The 14,095-nt window shown below is 68.6% G+C and carries 11 protein-coding genes; 2 read left to right on the top strand and 9 right to left on the bottom strand.

The window, feature by feature from the left end; all coding sequences use genetic code 11:
- Nucleotides 1-21: 21 nt before the first annotated feature.
- The 8 genes from ASE44_RS15245 to ASE44_RS15210 all read right to left on the bottom strand — a co-directional run bounded on the left by ASE44_RS15245 (nt 22) and on the right by ASE44_RS15210 (nt 9,274).
- Entirely contained in the window at nt 22-1,377 is a 1,356-nt protein-coding gene (locus ASE44_RS15245; RefSeq protein WP_056781656.1) for a hypothetical protein, read from the bottom strand.
- A 131-nt stretch (nt 1,378-1,508) separates the two neighbouring features.
- On the bottom strand, nt 1,509-3,701 hold the full coding sequence (locus tag ASE44_RS15240) for a hypothetical protein (protein ID WP_157580018.1): 2,193 nt from the start codon (nt 3,699-3,701) through the stop codon (nt 1,509-1,511).
- Nucleotides 3,698-4,171 carry a hypothetical protein gene (locus tag ASE44_RS15235; protein ID WP_056781652.1) on the bottom strand — a complete coding sequence of 158 codons (474 nt, stop codon included), beginning with the start codon at nt 4,169-4,171 and terminating at the stop codon, nt 3,698-3,700. The genes ASE44_RS15240 and ASE44_RS15235 overlap by 4 nt, the downstream gene beginning before the upstream one ends.
- 95 nt (nt 4,172-4,266) lie before the next feature.
- On the bottom strand, nt 4,267-5,202 hold the full coding sequence (locus ASE44_RS15230) for an NAD-dependent epimerase/dehydratase family protein (RefSeq protein WP_056781650.1): 936 nt from the start codon (nt 5,200-5,202) through the stop codon (nt 4,267-4,269).
- Nucleotides 5,195-6,430 (bottom strand): hypothetical protein, encoded by a 1,236-nt coding sequence (locus ASE44_RS15225; RefSeq protein ID WP_056781649.1) that lies wholly within the window; start codon nt 6,428-6,430, stop codon nt 5,195-5,197. Before ASE44_RS15225 ends, ASE44_RS15230 begins: the two co-directional genes overlap by 8 nt.
- A gap of 16 nt (nt 6,431-6,446) precedes the next feature.
- Nucleotides 6,447-7,982, bottom strand: a complete 1,536-nt coding sequence (locus ASE44_RS15220) for a glycosyltransferase (protein WP_056781646.1) — start codon at nt 7,980-7,982, stop codon at nt 6,447-6,449.
- 4 nt (nt 7,983-7,986) lie between these two features.
- Nucleotides 7,987-8,247, bottom strand: a complete 261-nt coding sequence (locus tag ASE44_RS15215) for a hypothetical protein (RefSeq protein WP_157580017.1) — start codon at nt 8,245-8,247, stop codon at nt 7,987-7,989.
- An 82-nt stretch (nt 8,248-8,329) separates the two neighbouring features.
- Nucleotides 8,330-9,274 (bottom strand): class I SAM-dependent methyltransferase, encoded by a 945-nt coding sequence (locus tag ASE44_RS15210; RefSeq protein ID WP_056012798.1) that lies wholly within the window; start codon nt 9,272-9,274, stop codon nt 8,330-8,332.
- Nucleotides 9,275-9,465: 191 nt separating this feature from the next.
- Here ASE44_RS15210 and ASE44_RS15205 point away from each other — a divergent pair, with 191 nt between their 5' ends.
- Complete coding sequence (locus ASE44_RS15205) at nt 9,466-10,305, top strand: ABC transporter permease (protein ID WP_056012801.1); 840 nt, start codon at nt 9,466-9,468, stop codon at nt 10,303-10,305.
- Complete coding sequence (locus ASE44_RS15200; protein WP_082456132.1) at nt 10,302-11,042, top strand: ABC transporter ATP-binding protein; 741 nt, start codon at nt 10,302-10,304, stop codon at nt 11,040-11,042. Before ASE44_RS15205 ends, ASE44_RS15200 begins: the two co-directional genes overlap by 4 nt.
- A 24-nt stretch (nt 11,043-11,066) precedes the next feature.
- Here the strand turns inward: ASE44_RS15200 and ASE44_RS15195 are convergent, their stop codons facing one another.
- Entirely contained in the window at nt 11,067-13,964 is a 2,898-nt protein-coding gene (locus tag ASE44_RS15195) for a hypothetical protein (RefSeq protein ID WP_056781643.1), read from the bottom strand.
- Nucleotides 13,965-14,095: the final 131 nt, after the last annotated feature.

The following is a 14,095-nucleotide window of genomic DNA, read 5'->3' as shown; positions in this document are numbered from 1 at the left end:
GTCCACGCCCGGCGAGGCGGGTCACTGCGGGATCGTGAGGACCAGGCAGTAGCAGAGGACGGCGACCACCAGGAACGGGATCCGGAGCGCACGACGCTCCGCGAACAACAGCCCGGCACAGGCGAGCGCGAACGGCAGGAGCGACAGGCCGTAGCGGGGCACGAGCGCGATGTACTGGCCGGTCAGCACCGCTGACACCACGGCGAGGACCGGTGCGGAGACCGTCGCGACGAGGATGGTCGACGCGGCGAGGTTGCTCTCCGTCGAGAGCCCCCGCGACGAGCCCCAGAGGCCGATCAACCCACCGGAGACCAGGAGCGTCAGCACCCCGACCGGGATGATCGCCCCTCCCCCGGTGGAGGCCGGGTCGAGCGCGCCCTCGGCGAGAGCCGGGATGAAGCGGAACAGTTCGTCAGCCAGGGCCGAGGGCGTGAAGCTCGCCGACGCGACGAGGGCTCCGGCGCCCCCGACGGCGATCGCGGATCGGACGACCATCCAGGCGAGCTGCGCGACGACCGCCGCGAGGACACCGCCGACGGTGATGAGCACCAGACGGTCCTTGAAGAAGGTGGCCAGGGGTCGCGGACGGCCGCGCACGGCGCTGAGGCGCTGCAACATGAAGAACACGGCGACGGCCGCGAACGGCAGCAGGAGCTGCAGCTTCAACAGCGCGGCGACGACGGTGACCCCGGCGAGCCACCAGACCGCGCTCCGATGCTCCGAGGCGCGGAGTGCCAGCAGCAGGGCGACGGCACCCGCCGCCATGGCGGGCGCATCGGTGCTGATGAAGGTGTTGGACCAGAACGCCGCGGAGGAGCCCACCATGAGGAGCGACAGCGAGGCGCTCAACATCATCGGGATCAGGAGCCGGCGGAGCGCGAAGAACAGCGCCACGGCCGCGAGGGCCAACCAGAACATCCCGGTGAGCCGTGCCGCGCTCACCAGGTCCACCCCCGCCATCACGAACGGCTGCGCGAGCACCCTGGTGATGGCGAAATAGGCCGGAGTGTAGATGTCGGCGCTCGTGATGCCGCGGTTGGGGAACCCGTTCGGGTCGGCGATGCTCTGCGGATTGCAGTGCGTCTCGGGCCAGCCGCCGACGTTCCGGACGTTGTGACAGGCGAGATAGGCGCGGGCGAACTCGCTGACCCCCTCACCGGTCCGGACGACACCCTGCGAGGACACTTTGGCCACGTAGTCGATGTACATGTACTCGTCGATCGGCGAGACCGCGATGTGCTTCGGGACGTGGACGCCGACGAGCACGGCGCTCGCGACCATCAGGAGGACGGCGACAGCGCGCTCCCAGAACCGGGTGTCGCGACGACGGAACAGCCGCGCTGCGCCGCCCGATCTCCCCTGCGTGTCGGTCTGCACGGACAGCCTCCCCCTCGATGTGCCAGGTCGTGGATCCCGCACCGGGCCCTGGCAGGCGGATCCGGCGCGTCAGCAGCACGACGGCCTCGCCACCGCGATCATCTCGCGGCGGCGAGGCCGCACACTCGCTCTCAGTAGGATACGGTCTTGCAGCCCAGTGAGGTGTTCGCCCCGACGTTGGACCATGCCGTGCCGATGGCGATCGCACACACCTGGTAGGTGCCCTTCTGGTCGAGCGTGATCTGTTCGGCGAAACCGTGGTTGGCGCCGGCCCAGGGGTAGGCACGGGCGACGTCGTTGCGCGTCTCGTCGGCGACGAAGGGGAAGCCCTTGACCGTCGCGTCAGGCCGCGTCACGTAGAAGTGGACCTGGATCGGCGTGCCCGCGAGGTCACGGTCCACCGCCCAGCCCGACACGGAGAGCGTCGCCTTGCCGTCGGTCGTCGGGGTCACCGTGGCCGAGTCGAACGCCCCGGTCGGTGGCGTGGTCCCGAAGGTCACCGTCTGACAGGGGAACGGCGTGTTCAGTCCGACGCTCAGGGGCGAGACGGCGATCCCGTACACGCAGACCGTGTAGGTACCCGTCGCCTTGACCGGGAACGACTCCCGGAAGCCGTGCGCGCCCGAGATGCCGAAGGCGCGGTTCACGTCGTCGCGAGCCTTGTCCGCCTTCCGCGAGTACCCCGTGGTCACGCCGCTCGGGTCCGTGATGTAGACGTGCGCGCCGATGGATTCAGCGGGCGAGCCGGCGTCATAAGTCCATCCGCTCACGGAGATGGCCGGAGCCGTCGGCGTCTGGTCCGCGACGATGGCATCGACCTGGCCGTTCGGGAACGCCTTCACGTAGTTCGCCGACTGGCATTCGAGCAGGCGGTTCGCGCCGATGTTCTTCCAATACGTCGGAATGGCGTAGGAGCACACCTGGTAGACGCCGGGCGTCGTGACGGGGATCGACAACTCGAATCCGTGGTTGGCGCCGGCACCCGGGAAGGTGGCCCCGATGTCCGGACGGGGCTTGTTCGCCACGAGGGACGTCCCCACGACCTTGCCGCCCGGCTGCGTCACGTACACGTGGACCTGCGAGGAGACCGACGAGGCGTCGGGATCGAGCGCCCAACCGCGGACCTTGATCGCGGTGGAGCTTCCAGACCCGGTCGTGACGAACTCGTCCACCTTGCCCAGCGGCGGGTTCTGCGAGACCACCGTCGTCTGGCACTGCAGGAGACGGTTGTTGCCCGACAGCCCGATGCCGTAGACACAGGCCTGATAGGTGCCGCCCTGGGTGACCTCGATGTTGGTCGAGAAGCCGTGCGCGTTGCCGGCACCCGGGTAGGCGCCCCCGACGTCCGGCCGCGACTGACTCGCGACCAACGGGGTGCCCTTGACGCTGCCGTCAGGGTAGGTCACGTACACGTGCGCCTCGATCGAGCTGGACGACCGGTTCGAGTCGAGGGTCCAGCCGCGGACCGACAGCGTGGCGGTCTTCGCACCGACCGACGCCGTGAACTGGTCGACGGAACCGATGGGGTTCGGGACGTCGGTCGGCGATCCGAACCAGTCCGAGTACATCCGCCAGAAGTTGCGGTTGCCGTAGGCGCCGCATCCGTCGCCGGTCCCGTACAGGTTCGCGAGTGCGGACGCGTTGGGCTGGTAGGGCGTGTAGTTGTACAGTCCGGCGGTCGCCGCGTTCTGGATGTAGACCTGGCTGCTCCCGCACGCGGCGTTGGGGTTGAACCGCACCGTGTTCACCCGGCCGGGGACGTGGTTCCACCGGGTCGGGTTCGCCTGGTAGTTCTTGAACTGGAGGGCTGCGGCGTAGACCTGGTTGAAGAAGCCGTAGTAGGTCGAGTCGCAGTCGGCGGTGTCCGGGCAGCCGTACCCGGTCGCGCTCCGGTACTGGCGCGCACTGGGCCAGTCGTCGGTGATGATCCCCTGCTCCTTCTCGAGCAGGACGATCATGGCCTTCTGGCTGAACCCGCAGGCCTGACCGACCTTGGCGATGATCTGCGCGGCGGACTCGTTCGCAGCACCGATGTACGCGGCGCAGCGTCCGCTGACGGCAGCCCGTGTCGGCGTGGCCTGCCGGTAGTCCTTCAGGCAGGTGTACCCGGAACGACACGTCGGGACGGCGCTGTTCAGGAACGACTGCACCTCCCCCGCGGACATCGACGCACCGTCGTAGAACAGCCCGTCGGAGATGATGTTGCCGGGGTTGAAGTTCCGGGCGTCGGCCGCGCTCGCCGGTCCGGCGGTGGGGATCACCGTGAACAGCCCCGCCAGGAGCGCGATGACCGCGATCATGACGGCTGGGAATCGACGTCTCATGGGATCTCCAATGGGGAGCTGGCGGAGGCGAGCTCCGAGATGGTGGCTGAGGTGTAGCTGACCGAGGCGCTCCACGGACCGGAGGTGAACTGGTCGATGGGCACCTGCACGGTGCCGCAGCTGGTGGTCGCCCGGTCGGCGAGTCCTTCGGCTTCAGCGGTGACGACCGCGTCCCCCGCGGTGAAGGTGAACGTGCAGGTCCCGCCGTTCTCGATGACGCCGGCGACGTAGGCCGACGCGGACACCGCCGCACCGTCGGCGTCGACGGTGGCGAACACGAGGACGGCCTCCGGTGGGATGGGGGTCGGGTCCTCGCCCTTCGCGGTCGACTCGTTGCCGGGTGCCAGGGTCGAAGTCGTGGGCGACGGCGACGACGTCCCCGTGGTGGGTCCCGTGCATCCGACGAGCGCGGATGAGACGATCAGGAGTATCCCGACGTATTGCCAGGTCGGCCTCGTACGGTCGCTCATTGACCTGTGTCCTCTCAGCGGGTGGTTGTACCCCGAATCAGGGTAGCGGGCCCAGCGGCCGGTCTCGGACAATCGTTACCAGATCGGCGCGTCCGTCATCGCGCGGCGTCGCGCTCCTCGAGGATGCCGTTCCAGGTCGCCCGGACGCCGTCGTCGAGCGATTCGAAGCCCGGACGCCCGAATTCGGCCGCATACCGCCCGATGTCGAGGACCACACGATCGACGAAGGTCACGGGCACCGGGCGCACCTGTTCTTCGAAATCCACCCCCGTCACACGGCGAAGGGAAGCCAGCACCTCGCTGACCGTCAGCCCGCGTCCGCTCCCGAGGTTGTAGACCTCGTGCTCGTGCTGGTGACCGACCATGCGCGTGATCATGCGGACGACATCGTTCACGAAGATGTAGTCGCGGACCATCGAGCCGTCCCCGAACCGGACGACGGGCTCCCCGACGGCGATCTGTCGGAGCGCGATCGGGATGAGACCCTGCTTCTTGTTGTGGTGCTGCCGCGTGCCGTACGGGTTCGAGATGCGGAGCGCCGTCGAACGGAGACCGCGGACCGCCTGGAAGTAGCGCAGGTAGTTCTCGATCGTCAGTTTGCCGATGGCGTACGGCGACACCGGCAGCGTCGGGTCGGTCTCGACGTACTCGGCGCGGTCCTGGGCCCCGTAGATCGCTCCGCCCGTGGAGGCGAAGTAGAAGTGACCGACGCCGGCCGCGGCACAGCTCTCGAGCATCTCGACCGTCTGCGCGACGTTCGTCCGGATGTCGAGCGTCGGGTCGTTCTGCGCCGTCGCCGGGGTCGTCGTCGACAGGAAGTGGAACACGAGGTCCATGCCGCCGACCGCTGCGTCGAGGTCGGACCGGCTGAGGAACTCACCGCGGACGATCTCCACCCCGTCGGTGTCGAAACTGGGCTCGCGTGAGCTAAACCGATCGAACGCACGGACCCGGTGTCCGTCGGCCTTGAGTGCGTCGACCAGGTGCGAACCGATGAACCCGTTCGCACCGATGACGAGGGCGTCAGCCACGCATCGCCCGTTCGAACGCCTCGACGAACTGTCGTCCGCTGTCGTCCCAGCTCGTGTGCTCCAGGGAGTCCGCCATCGCGATCGAGCGTTCGACGGCGTCCTCCCGCGAGACCACCTCGACGAGGCGCTTGGCGATCGCACCGGGTGCGGGCTGCACGTACTCGATGAAGGGGTTGTCCGAGACAAGCCGGTTGTTCGGCGCGTCGTTCACGACCGGTGCCACGCCGCTCGCGATGAGTTCCAGCGGGAGCAGCGACATGTTGGAGAGGGAGAGCACGAGCCCTGCCGCGCAGCGGTTGTAGATCGGGTTCAACTCCGAGATCGACAGCCCGGAGAGGTTCTTGTACTCGAACGGGATGTCCCAGTCCGAGACGTCCCAGCCGGCCATGTTGATCGTGTAGTCCGGTCGCTGCCTGGCGAACTCGCCGAGGGCGATGACCCCCAGCTCGAACGCACGCCGCGGGGTGACCGGGCGGGCGTAGAAGAAGATCTCCTTGCGCGGCGCGCGGTTCGTCAGGCTGTAGTGCGTCCGGTCCACCGAGAAGTCGAAGTGGTCGGTGGGCATGCCGTACTCGTCGTGCAGCTTCTTCGAGAGCCAGCCGCCCGCGGTGATGCCGTGGAAGCCGAAGTGGTAGGTGTTCTCGGCCAGGATGGCCTCCGAACCGGACGGGTAGAAGGCCGGTTCGAAGTCCTGGACGAAGTAGAAGCGACGCGCCCGTGACCGATCGCGGAACACCGGGTAGGCGGTCTCCCAACCCGTCGCGAAGATGGCGTCGACGTCGTCGGCCACCCCGCGCTCGTCGAGGTTGTGCACCCGCGCCCGCACGTCGGGGTACGCCGGCGACTCGCGGAGCAGCTGCTTGAGGTCGGATTCCTTGACGATCACGCCGAGGCTGTTGTAGATGTACACGCTGCACGTGTGTCCGGCGCGCTCGGCGTAGTCGATGAAGCGGAACAGGTTCTGGTGACCACCGCTCGTCGCGCTCGGCGGCGACATCACCCAGGCGATGTGCGACTTCCGGTCGCGGACGACGACCGGGTCCGACAGCTGCGGGCCGGGCTCCGTCCAGTCGACGGCGAGGGCGTCCTCGAGTTTGACCGGGAGGATGAGCTTCTTCCCCGCGAACCTCGACTTGATGTTCAGTTCGACGCGCTTCCAGAAGAAGCGGGGACCTTCGTGCTTCAGGACGGACAGGGCGTTCCTGAAGGTGGTGATGACTGATCTCATATCGGCGGACCGACCTCTATTCCGGGAATGGCCAGTATTGCGGCTGGTGGAGTCGGTGGCGCCAACGCCGTCCGAGGGTCTCGAGCTCGTAGGCACGGACACGTGCATCGCGGGTCTTCGACTCGAAGTGATACAGCTCCGCGCGCGGCGTCCAGTAGGCCTGGTAGCCGAGCTCCGCCACCTTGAGGCAGAAGTCGACGTCGTTGAACGCACCGGGCAGCAGCGTGGTCATACCGCCGACCTCGAGGTAGACCGATCGCGGGAACAGCGAGCAGGCGGCGGTCACGCCGCCGACCTCGCGCTCGACCTGGAACGCGTGCTGCGATCCGGCCGCACCGCGCGGGACCTGCAGGCCGATGTGCGTCGGGCTCCCCATCCAGTAGTGGTGTCCACCGTGCTGGATGGTGTCGTCCTCGTAGTAGAGCATGCAGCCGGCCATGCCGGCGCCGGGGAGCTGCGCGAGGCGCAGCAGCGACTCGATCCAGTCGGGCGTGATGACCTCGACGTCGTCGTTCAGCATGAGGACGTACTCGCCGACGGCGCTCAGCACGCCGCGGTTCGCCTTGGCCGCGAAGTTGAACGGCAGGTCGAAGTCGACGACGACGAGGCGGTCGCCGAGCAGTGCGCGGGCCTCGTCGATGACGGCCGGCTCGGGGTCGGTGTCGACGACGAGGACGACCTCGAGGTTCTGGTACGTCGTCCGTTCCACGAGGCCGCGGAGGGCGTGCAGGAGGTAGCTGTGCGGTTCGCCGCCGGCCCGCAGCGGCGCGCTGAAGCGCGCCTGGGTGGGGATGACGACGGACACGAGCGGCTCGCCGTGGAGCGGACGCACGGTGGTGTGGACGCCGTCCGCGGCGACCGCACGCACCTCTCCACCGCCGGTGGCGGCGAGGTGTCGTTCGAGGACCGTCCGGACCTGCTCGAGCCGTGCCTCGGGGAAGGCACCGATGTCCCGGCGCGACGGTGCGTGGAACAGCACACGGGGCACGTGGAGCGTGACCGCACCGGCCTGGACGCACCGGAGTGCGGCGTCGTAGAGCTCGACGCCGTCCACGTCGTGGGCCAGCCCGCCGATCTCGGTGAGGGTGTCGCGGCGGAACAGCAGGAGGTCGCCGTAGTAGAACTGGCAGCGCAACCGCTCCGGCGCGGGCCCCTGCTTGGAGACCACCTCGATGCCGCCGTCGGGACGGACGGCCGACTCGTCGGAGTACACCACCGCGGCGTCGGGCGCGAGCGCGAGCCAGTCGACGAGGGTCTGGATCGTCTTGTCGTCCGGCACGCCGACATCCGGCAGGACGCACACGAACCGGCCGCCGGCAGCGGCGACCCCGGTCTCGATCAGTCGGCTGACCGGGGCGGACGCCTCGGCGTCAGCGCGGACGATCGACCGGTGGTCGGCGACCGTACCGACGGGAGCCACGAGCACGAGTTCCCAGTCGGCCTGACCGGTCAGCGAGGCCAGCAGGTCCTGGACGCGGGCGGCGTCGGGACGGATGACGAGGAAGGAGACGAGCGGAGCACCGGTCGTCCCGGAAGCGGAGGGGATGGCCATCGGGTCAGGCGCGTCCGCGCTTCAGGATGCGGAGCGGCGCCAGCACGGCACGGCCCGCCTTCCAGGTGCGGGTCGAGTGGACCGCGGCGAGCTGCTGGCGCAGCCCCTGCATCTCGCGCTCGAGGACGTCGAAGTCGTCCTTCGTCGGCGAGAAGTAGATCGATGCGCGGGCGAGTTCGGCCTCGAGCCCGATCACCCGGTCGACGAGTGCGAGCACTCGTTCCTCGCCTGCCAGTTCGGCCGCCGTCGGGCGTTTCGTCGTCATGGTCATTCCCTCGTTCGATTCCGTCGGGCGGGTTAACCCGACGAGTCTAACATCGGGCCGATCCCGGCCCAGTGGCGGTCGCTCAGCGTCGTCGGGCACGGTCGACGAGCCGACGGAGCGGGCTCGTCGCCCGCCACACGGTGCTGTCGGTCACCTCGGTGAAGCGGTCGCGAGCCCGCTGCAACTCGATCTCGAGCTGGGTCGCGTGCAACCGCACGGCACCGAGCTCGGCCTCCTGTCGCTCGACCGCCGCCAGGGCGTCCGACCGCTCCTGCACCAGGCCTGCCCGTGCCGAGACGACCGCGCCGAGGCGGGCGTAGTCGGCGCGCACCGCATCAGGGTCGGCCCGTCCGGCGGCGAAGAAGTCGACGAGCGGCTGCGGGAGGTCGCCCAGGCCGAGCACGCCGAGCCCGTGCCCGTGTTCGAACTGGAACGTCGAGTCCGGGTACCGCTCGCAGAGCTCGGCCCAGAGTCGATGGACACCGAAGCCGCGCTCGAACTCGAAGGTGTCGTGGAAGATGACGACGGCCGTGGCCGCGAGCTTCGGCCGGTAGGTCTCGAAGTCCTCCACGGCGTCCTCGTAGCGGTGCCGTCCGTCGATGTGCAGCAGTTCGATCGACCCGTCCTCGAACTGGTCGACGGCGTCGCTGAAGTAGGACCGGATGAGTCGTGAGAACCCGGTGTAGGAGGCCTCGTTGATCTCGGTGACCGACCGGTAGACGTCGTCGCCGTAGAACCCGGCGTGCTCGTCGCCCTCCCAGCTGTCGATCGCCGAGCAGCTCGTGTCGAGTCCCAGACGCTGCACGGCCTCGCAGACGGCGAAGTAGGAGAAGCCGTTGTGGGAGCCGAGCTCGACGAAGCTCGACGGCCGCAGCGCGTCCACGAGCCAGAAGGCGAAGGGGGCGTGTTCGTGCCAGGCCGACGGGACGACGTGCGTGGGCGACCAGTACGAGGCCTTGCCCAGCCAGGAGACCGGGGTCTCCGTCGTGATGTCACCGAGCCCGAGCGCCGAAGCACCTCTCATCATCGAACCGTTCCTCTCGTCGACCGCGGACCGTCGAAAGCCGAACGAGTCCTCGTATCCGCGATCAACCCTAGGCCACGGCGCGGAGCGGATGACGGGCGGCGCGGGCCGCGCGGGTCCCGGGCTCTCAGGATGGCTACGGTATATTGTCCGGGTTGCGCACCCGTGTCACCCGAACCCCAAATCGAGGCTCCATGCAGTATCTCAGGGATCTGGCATCCGCCAGGGAACTCCTGGCGAATCTCACTCTCCGAGACATCCGCGGCCAGTACAAGCGGACCATCCTCGGTCGCCTGTGGTCGCTCGTGAGCCCGCTGTCGTCGATGCTGGTGTACTCGTTCGTCTTCTACTTCCTGCTGCGCGCCGAGCCGGCGCCCGGCGACCCGAGCGGCCTGCACATCTTCGCCGTCTGGCTCCTCTGCGGCCTCCTCCCCTGGTCCTTCTTCTCCGGGGCACTGTCCGCGAGCATGAACTCGATCGTCGGCGGCGCGAGCCTCATCACCAAGGTCTACTTCCCGCGGGTCGTCCTCCCCATCTCCTCCGTGCTCACCATGGGGTACAACTGGCTGTTCGAGATGGGCGTCCTCGTGATCGTGCTGTGCGCGGTCGGTGGGTGGGGCGTCATCGTGTGGCTCCCGCTCGTCGCCGTGTTCATGGTGGTCCTCGCCGCCTTCGCGACCGGCGTCGGGCTCATCCTCGCGATCGCGAACGTCTACTTCCGCGACACCCAGCACCTCGTCTCGATCCTCCTGCAGATCTGGATGTACCTGACCCCGATCATCTACCCGCCGTCGCTCGTGGAGGTCCAGTCCGACAAGCTCGGCGGCCTCCTCGGCACGGACATCACGGTGATGAACATCTACGAGTCCAACCCGATGTTCCACTTCGTCTCGGTGTTCCGGAACCTCATGTACGACCAGCGTTGGCCGGACCCCGCGGATGTGCTCGCGTGCATCGCCTGGGCGCTCGTCGCACTCGTCGGCGGCTTCCTCATGTTCACCCGTAAAGAGAAAAGACTGGCCGAGATCCTATGACCGAAACCGCCGTCCACGTCGACTCCGTCAGCAAGAAGTTCCGTCTGTACCACGAGCGGAACCAGAGCCTGAAGTCCGCCATCATGCGCCGAAAGATCTCGGTGCACGAGGACTTCTGGGCCCTCCGCGACATCACCTTCGACGTCCCCGTCGGCTCCACCTTCGGGCTCATCGGCAGCAACGGTTCCGGCAAGTCGACCCTGCTGAAGTGCCTCGCGAAGATCCTCTACCCGGAACACGGGAACATCAGCGCGAACGGCAAGGTCGCCGCCCTGCTCGAGGTCGGCTCCGGCTTCCACCCCGAACTGTCCGGTCGGGAGAACGTCTTCCTCAACGGATCGATCCTCGGGATGAGCCGCAAGGAGATCCAGCGCAAGTTCGACGACATCGTGTCCTTCTCCGGCGTCGAGCAGTTCATCGACCAGCCGGTGAAGAACTACTCCTCCGGCATGTACGTCCGTCTCGGCTTCTCGGTCGCCATCAACGTGGACCCCGACATCCTCGTCGTCGACGAGGTGCTCGCCGTCGGTGACGCCGAGTTCCAGCAGAAATGCTTCCAGAAGTTCGAGGACTTCAAGGCCGCCGGCAAGACCGTGATCCTCGTCAGTCACTCGATGGGCACCGTCAAGCAGATGTGCGACCACGCCGCCTGGATCAACAAGGGGAACCTCGAGCTCGTCGGCCCGGCCGACCCGGTGATCGCCGCCTACGAGGCGACCTACCCGCACCAGGGCTGAGCACGCTGCTCGGCCCTCGCCGAGCTACCGAGCGTTCGTCGGCTCCGGCTCGTCGCTCCCGGCGGTGGCCCGCGCACGCCGACCCCATCGGATCACCAGGGTCCCGACGACGATGAGCACCGACAGCCCGACGCCGACGCGGGTCGCAGTGATGCCCTGGTCGAGCCCGGGAGTGCGATAGGCGAGTTCGATCCGGTGCTCGCCGGCCTCGACCCGGACCGCGGCTCCCGCCTGCTCCGCGTCGACCAGCGGACTGGCGACCCCGTCGACCGTGACCGACCACCCGGGGCGTCGGAGCGAGTCGGCGAACACGACCCATCCGGCGTCGTCGGCGTCGATGTCGACCACGGTCCGGTTGAGGTCCCATCCCTGGTCGCGCACCTCGACGTCGGCGTTGGACGCCGTCGTCGGGGCACTGTCCGCGGTGGTCGCCGTCGGGTCGACACCGATCAGGTCGTCGGGATCCTCCAGCAGCACGGTCGCGGACGGCAGGAGCGGATCCTCCATGAGGGACACCCGGCGCGAGGGGTCGCGCTCGACGAGGCCGTCCGACGCCCAGCGCACCCGGTCGAGGGCGGTCGCCCGCTCGACGACGGTCGCGTCGCCGGTGTGCGCGACCGTGAGGCCGTCGTCCATCGGACGGTTGAGCGACACGGCGGCGGCCTCGGGTGCCAGTGCGTCGGCCGCGATCCGCCCCTGTCCGTGGTCGATGGAGATCTCCGCCCGCCAGGACGCGTCGGGGGCGATGCCGCTCCCGTCGATCGCCACACTCCGCTGACCCTCGACGGTGCGGTACCACGTCGAGGTCGAGGCCAGGACCTCCTCGGTCACTGGATCGACGAGGGTCACCTCGAGGGTGGTGCCGCCCTCGGCTCCGAGGACCGGCTCCAGCATCGGGAAGGACAGGCTGCGCACCGGTCCGGTCCGCACGGTGGAGACGGCGATCTCGCCGTCACCGATCGGGACGGCCTCCTCCGACGCCGGAGTGTCCTCGTACCGGCCTGGGACCGGGAGGTTCGGCTCCATCACGACGTACTTCACGGCGAGCCGGTCCAGGATCGGAGACTCGATCGACGAGATCAGACTCGGGTAGTTCAACGTCGAATAGGTCGCCGAGGCGAGCGACTCCGTGTCCAGGCGCAGGAGGAGGGACTTCCACTCGACGGTCTGGAACGTGTGTCCACCGAGCGAGCGGACCCGGTACATTGAGTTCGTCCCGGTGAGCATGGCGTGGTCGACCGACGCGTACCGCGACTCGCCGAGATGCTGCTGGAGGAACCTCGTGGTCGGGGTGTCGGGGTACACACTCGCGGTATCCGACTTCGGCCACCAGGTGTCGGCGACCATGACGGCCGGCGCGGCCACGATCAGTGGCACGAAGCAGAGCGCCACGATGCGGATGCCCGCACGCCGGGTCGCGAGCACGACGATGACGAGCGCTGCGGCGACGGCGAGCAGCACCACGGTCCAGACGACCTGCGTCTCGAGCAGTGCGGTGAACCGTTCCGGCGCGGACACCACGGCGCGCTGGAGCGCGACGGCGAGGAGCGTCGCAGCGGCGATCCCCGAGCCGAGCGTCGCGAGCCCCCAGAGCCAACGACCGAGCGGTCGACGCGGCGTCGCCGGCGGTGACACCGGCGCCATGTCGCCCCGCTCCAACAGCCGCCCGAACCCGACGCCCGCGAGGACGGCGACGAAGAAGCCGAGCATGATGCGCAGCCGTCCGATCCGGTTGCTGTCGAAGATGGGGAGCTGTTGTGCGGTGCCGAGGAGCGGTCCGCCGAGGTACACCAACAGCCCGGACAGGATCAGCGCGACCGCCAGGAACAGGCTCATGTCGCGACGACCGCCCCGCCGCTTGAGAAGGAGCGCCACGACCGCGAGGACCACCGCCGCCGCGCCGACGTAGGACAGGCGCTCGACGGGCGAGCTGTTCCCCCAGGTGTCGCCGGAGCTCACCTCACCGACGAGGCTCGGAACGAAGGCCGAGAGGAGGTCGTCGATGCTCAGGTGGTTCTCCGGCCCCTGTCGCCGACCGCTGAAGTCGAGGACGGCGACGGCGTTCAGCGCGAACGGCAGCAGCGTCCACGCGGAGAGCAGGAACCCGAGGACGACGCCGGCGGCGCTGACCACGCCGGCGGTGATGACCTTCCAGAACCGGCGGTGGACGACGATCGCGCGCACCAGGACGTAGGCGGCGCCGGCGTACAGGGCGTACCCGACGATGGCCGGGAACCCCCCGAGGAGCATGCCCGCGAGCACCAGCCCCAGCGGCACGATGTCGAGCAGGCGCCTGCGGACGGCCGCACGGTCGAGTGCCCAGAACAGGAGCGGGATGAACGCCGCGACCCTGGTCTGGGGCCAGTTCGTCCAGGAGATCATGAACCCCGAGGCGAGGAAGACGACACTGGCGATCGGCCATGCCTGGTGGGGCACACCGAGTCGTCGGAGGAACAGGGAGCAACCGACGGTCACGACGATCATCTCGACCAGCTTCGTGAACCCGGGGGCGACGGCGACCGGCAGGAACCACCACCCGAAGGAGATCGGCGAGTACAGACCGGAGTTCGGGAGCCCGCCGAGCTCCGAGCCGCCGGCCTGATACGGCAGCCACTCGGCGAAGAAACCGTGGCGGGCAGCCTCGACGATCGTCCACATCTGCGGGACGCCCGAGTCGATCGTGTCGCCGATCATCGCGTTGGTGCCCACCTCGGTCGATCCGCCGGCGGACGCCCACGGCGCGAACCGGAACAGGATGTCGGTGCCCATGAAGGTACCGACCCCGATGAGCGGCAGTCCGATCGACAGGACCACGAAGGCGATCAGGGACGCCCAGGCCACGATGCCGAGCACGCGGAGCGCCGTGACCGGGACGGTGGGACGCGAGGGGGCGTCCGGTGCCGTGTCCGGTTGAGCAGTCATGGGCGTCCTGGGTCTCGCATCTCGGGTGCACCGGGTCCGACCGCGCGCACCCTCGATTATGCCTGCTCACGTCCGCGACGCGAACTCGGCCGCGACGATCGGGGATAATGGTCAGCTGCGAGACGGCCAGC

Origin of the sequence: Plantibacter sp. Leaf1, from assembly GCF_001421315.1 — a bacterium.
Lineage (GTDB): Bacteria > Actinomycetota > Actinomycetes > Actinomycetales > Microbacteriaceae > Plantibacter.
The sequence above is the reverse complement of the archived record's forward strand: the minus strand, read 5'-3'. Positions and strand labels throughout refer to the sequence as shown.

Excerpts from the sequence above, each read along its gene's own strand:
- ASE44_RS15240 (WP_157580018.1), bottom strand. The coding sequence starts at position 3,701 with ATGAGACGTCGATTCCCAGCCGTCATGATCGCGGTCATCGCGCTCCTG.
- ASE44_RS15235 (WP_056781652.1), bottom strand. The coding sequence starts at position 4,171 with ATGAGCGACCGTACGAGGCCGACCTGGCAATACGTCGGGATACTCCTG.
- ASE44_RS15225 (WP_056781649.1), bottom strand. The coding sequence starts at position 6,430 with ATGAGATCAGTCATCACCACCTTCAGGAACGCCCTGTCCGTCCTGAAG.
- ASE44_RS15220 (WP_056781646.1), bottom strand. The coding sequence starts at position 7,982 with ATGGCCATCCCCTCCGCTTCCGGGACGACCGGTGCTCCGCTCGTCTCC.
- ASE44_RS15215 (WP_157580017.1), bottom strand. The coding sequence starts at position 8,247 with ATGACGACGAAACGCCCGACGGCGGCCGAACTGGCAGGCGAGGAACGA.
- ASE44_RS15210 (WP_056012798.1), bottom strand. The coding sequence starts at position 9,274 with ATGATGAGAGGTGCTTCGGCGCTCGGGCTCGGTGACATCACGACGGAG.
- ASE44_RS15205 (WP_056012801.1), top strand. The coding sequence starts at position 9,466 with ATGCAGTATCTCAGGGATCTGGCATCCGCCAGGGAACTCCTGGCGAAT.
- ASE44_RS15200 (WP_082456132.1), top strand. The coding sequence starts at position 10,302 with ATGACCGAAACCGCCGTCCACGTCGACTCCGTCAGCAAGAAGTTCCGT.
- ASE44_RS15195 (WP_056781643.1), bottom strand. The coding sequence starts at position 13,964 with ATGACTGCTCAACCGGACACGGCACCGGACGCCCCCTCGCGTCCCACC.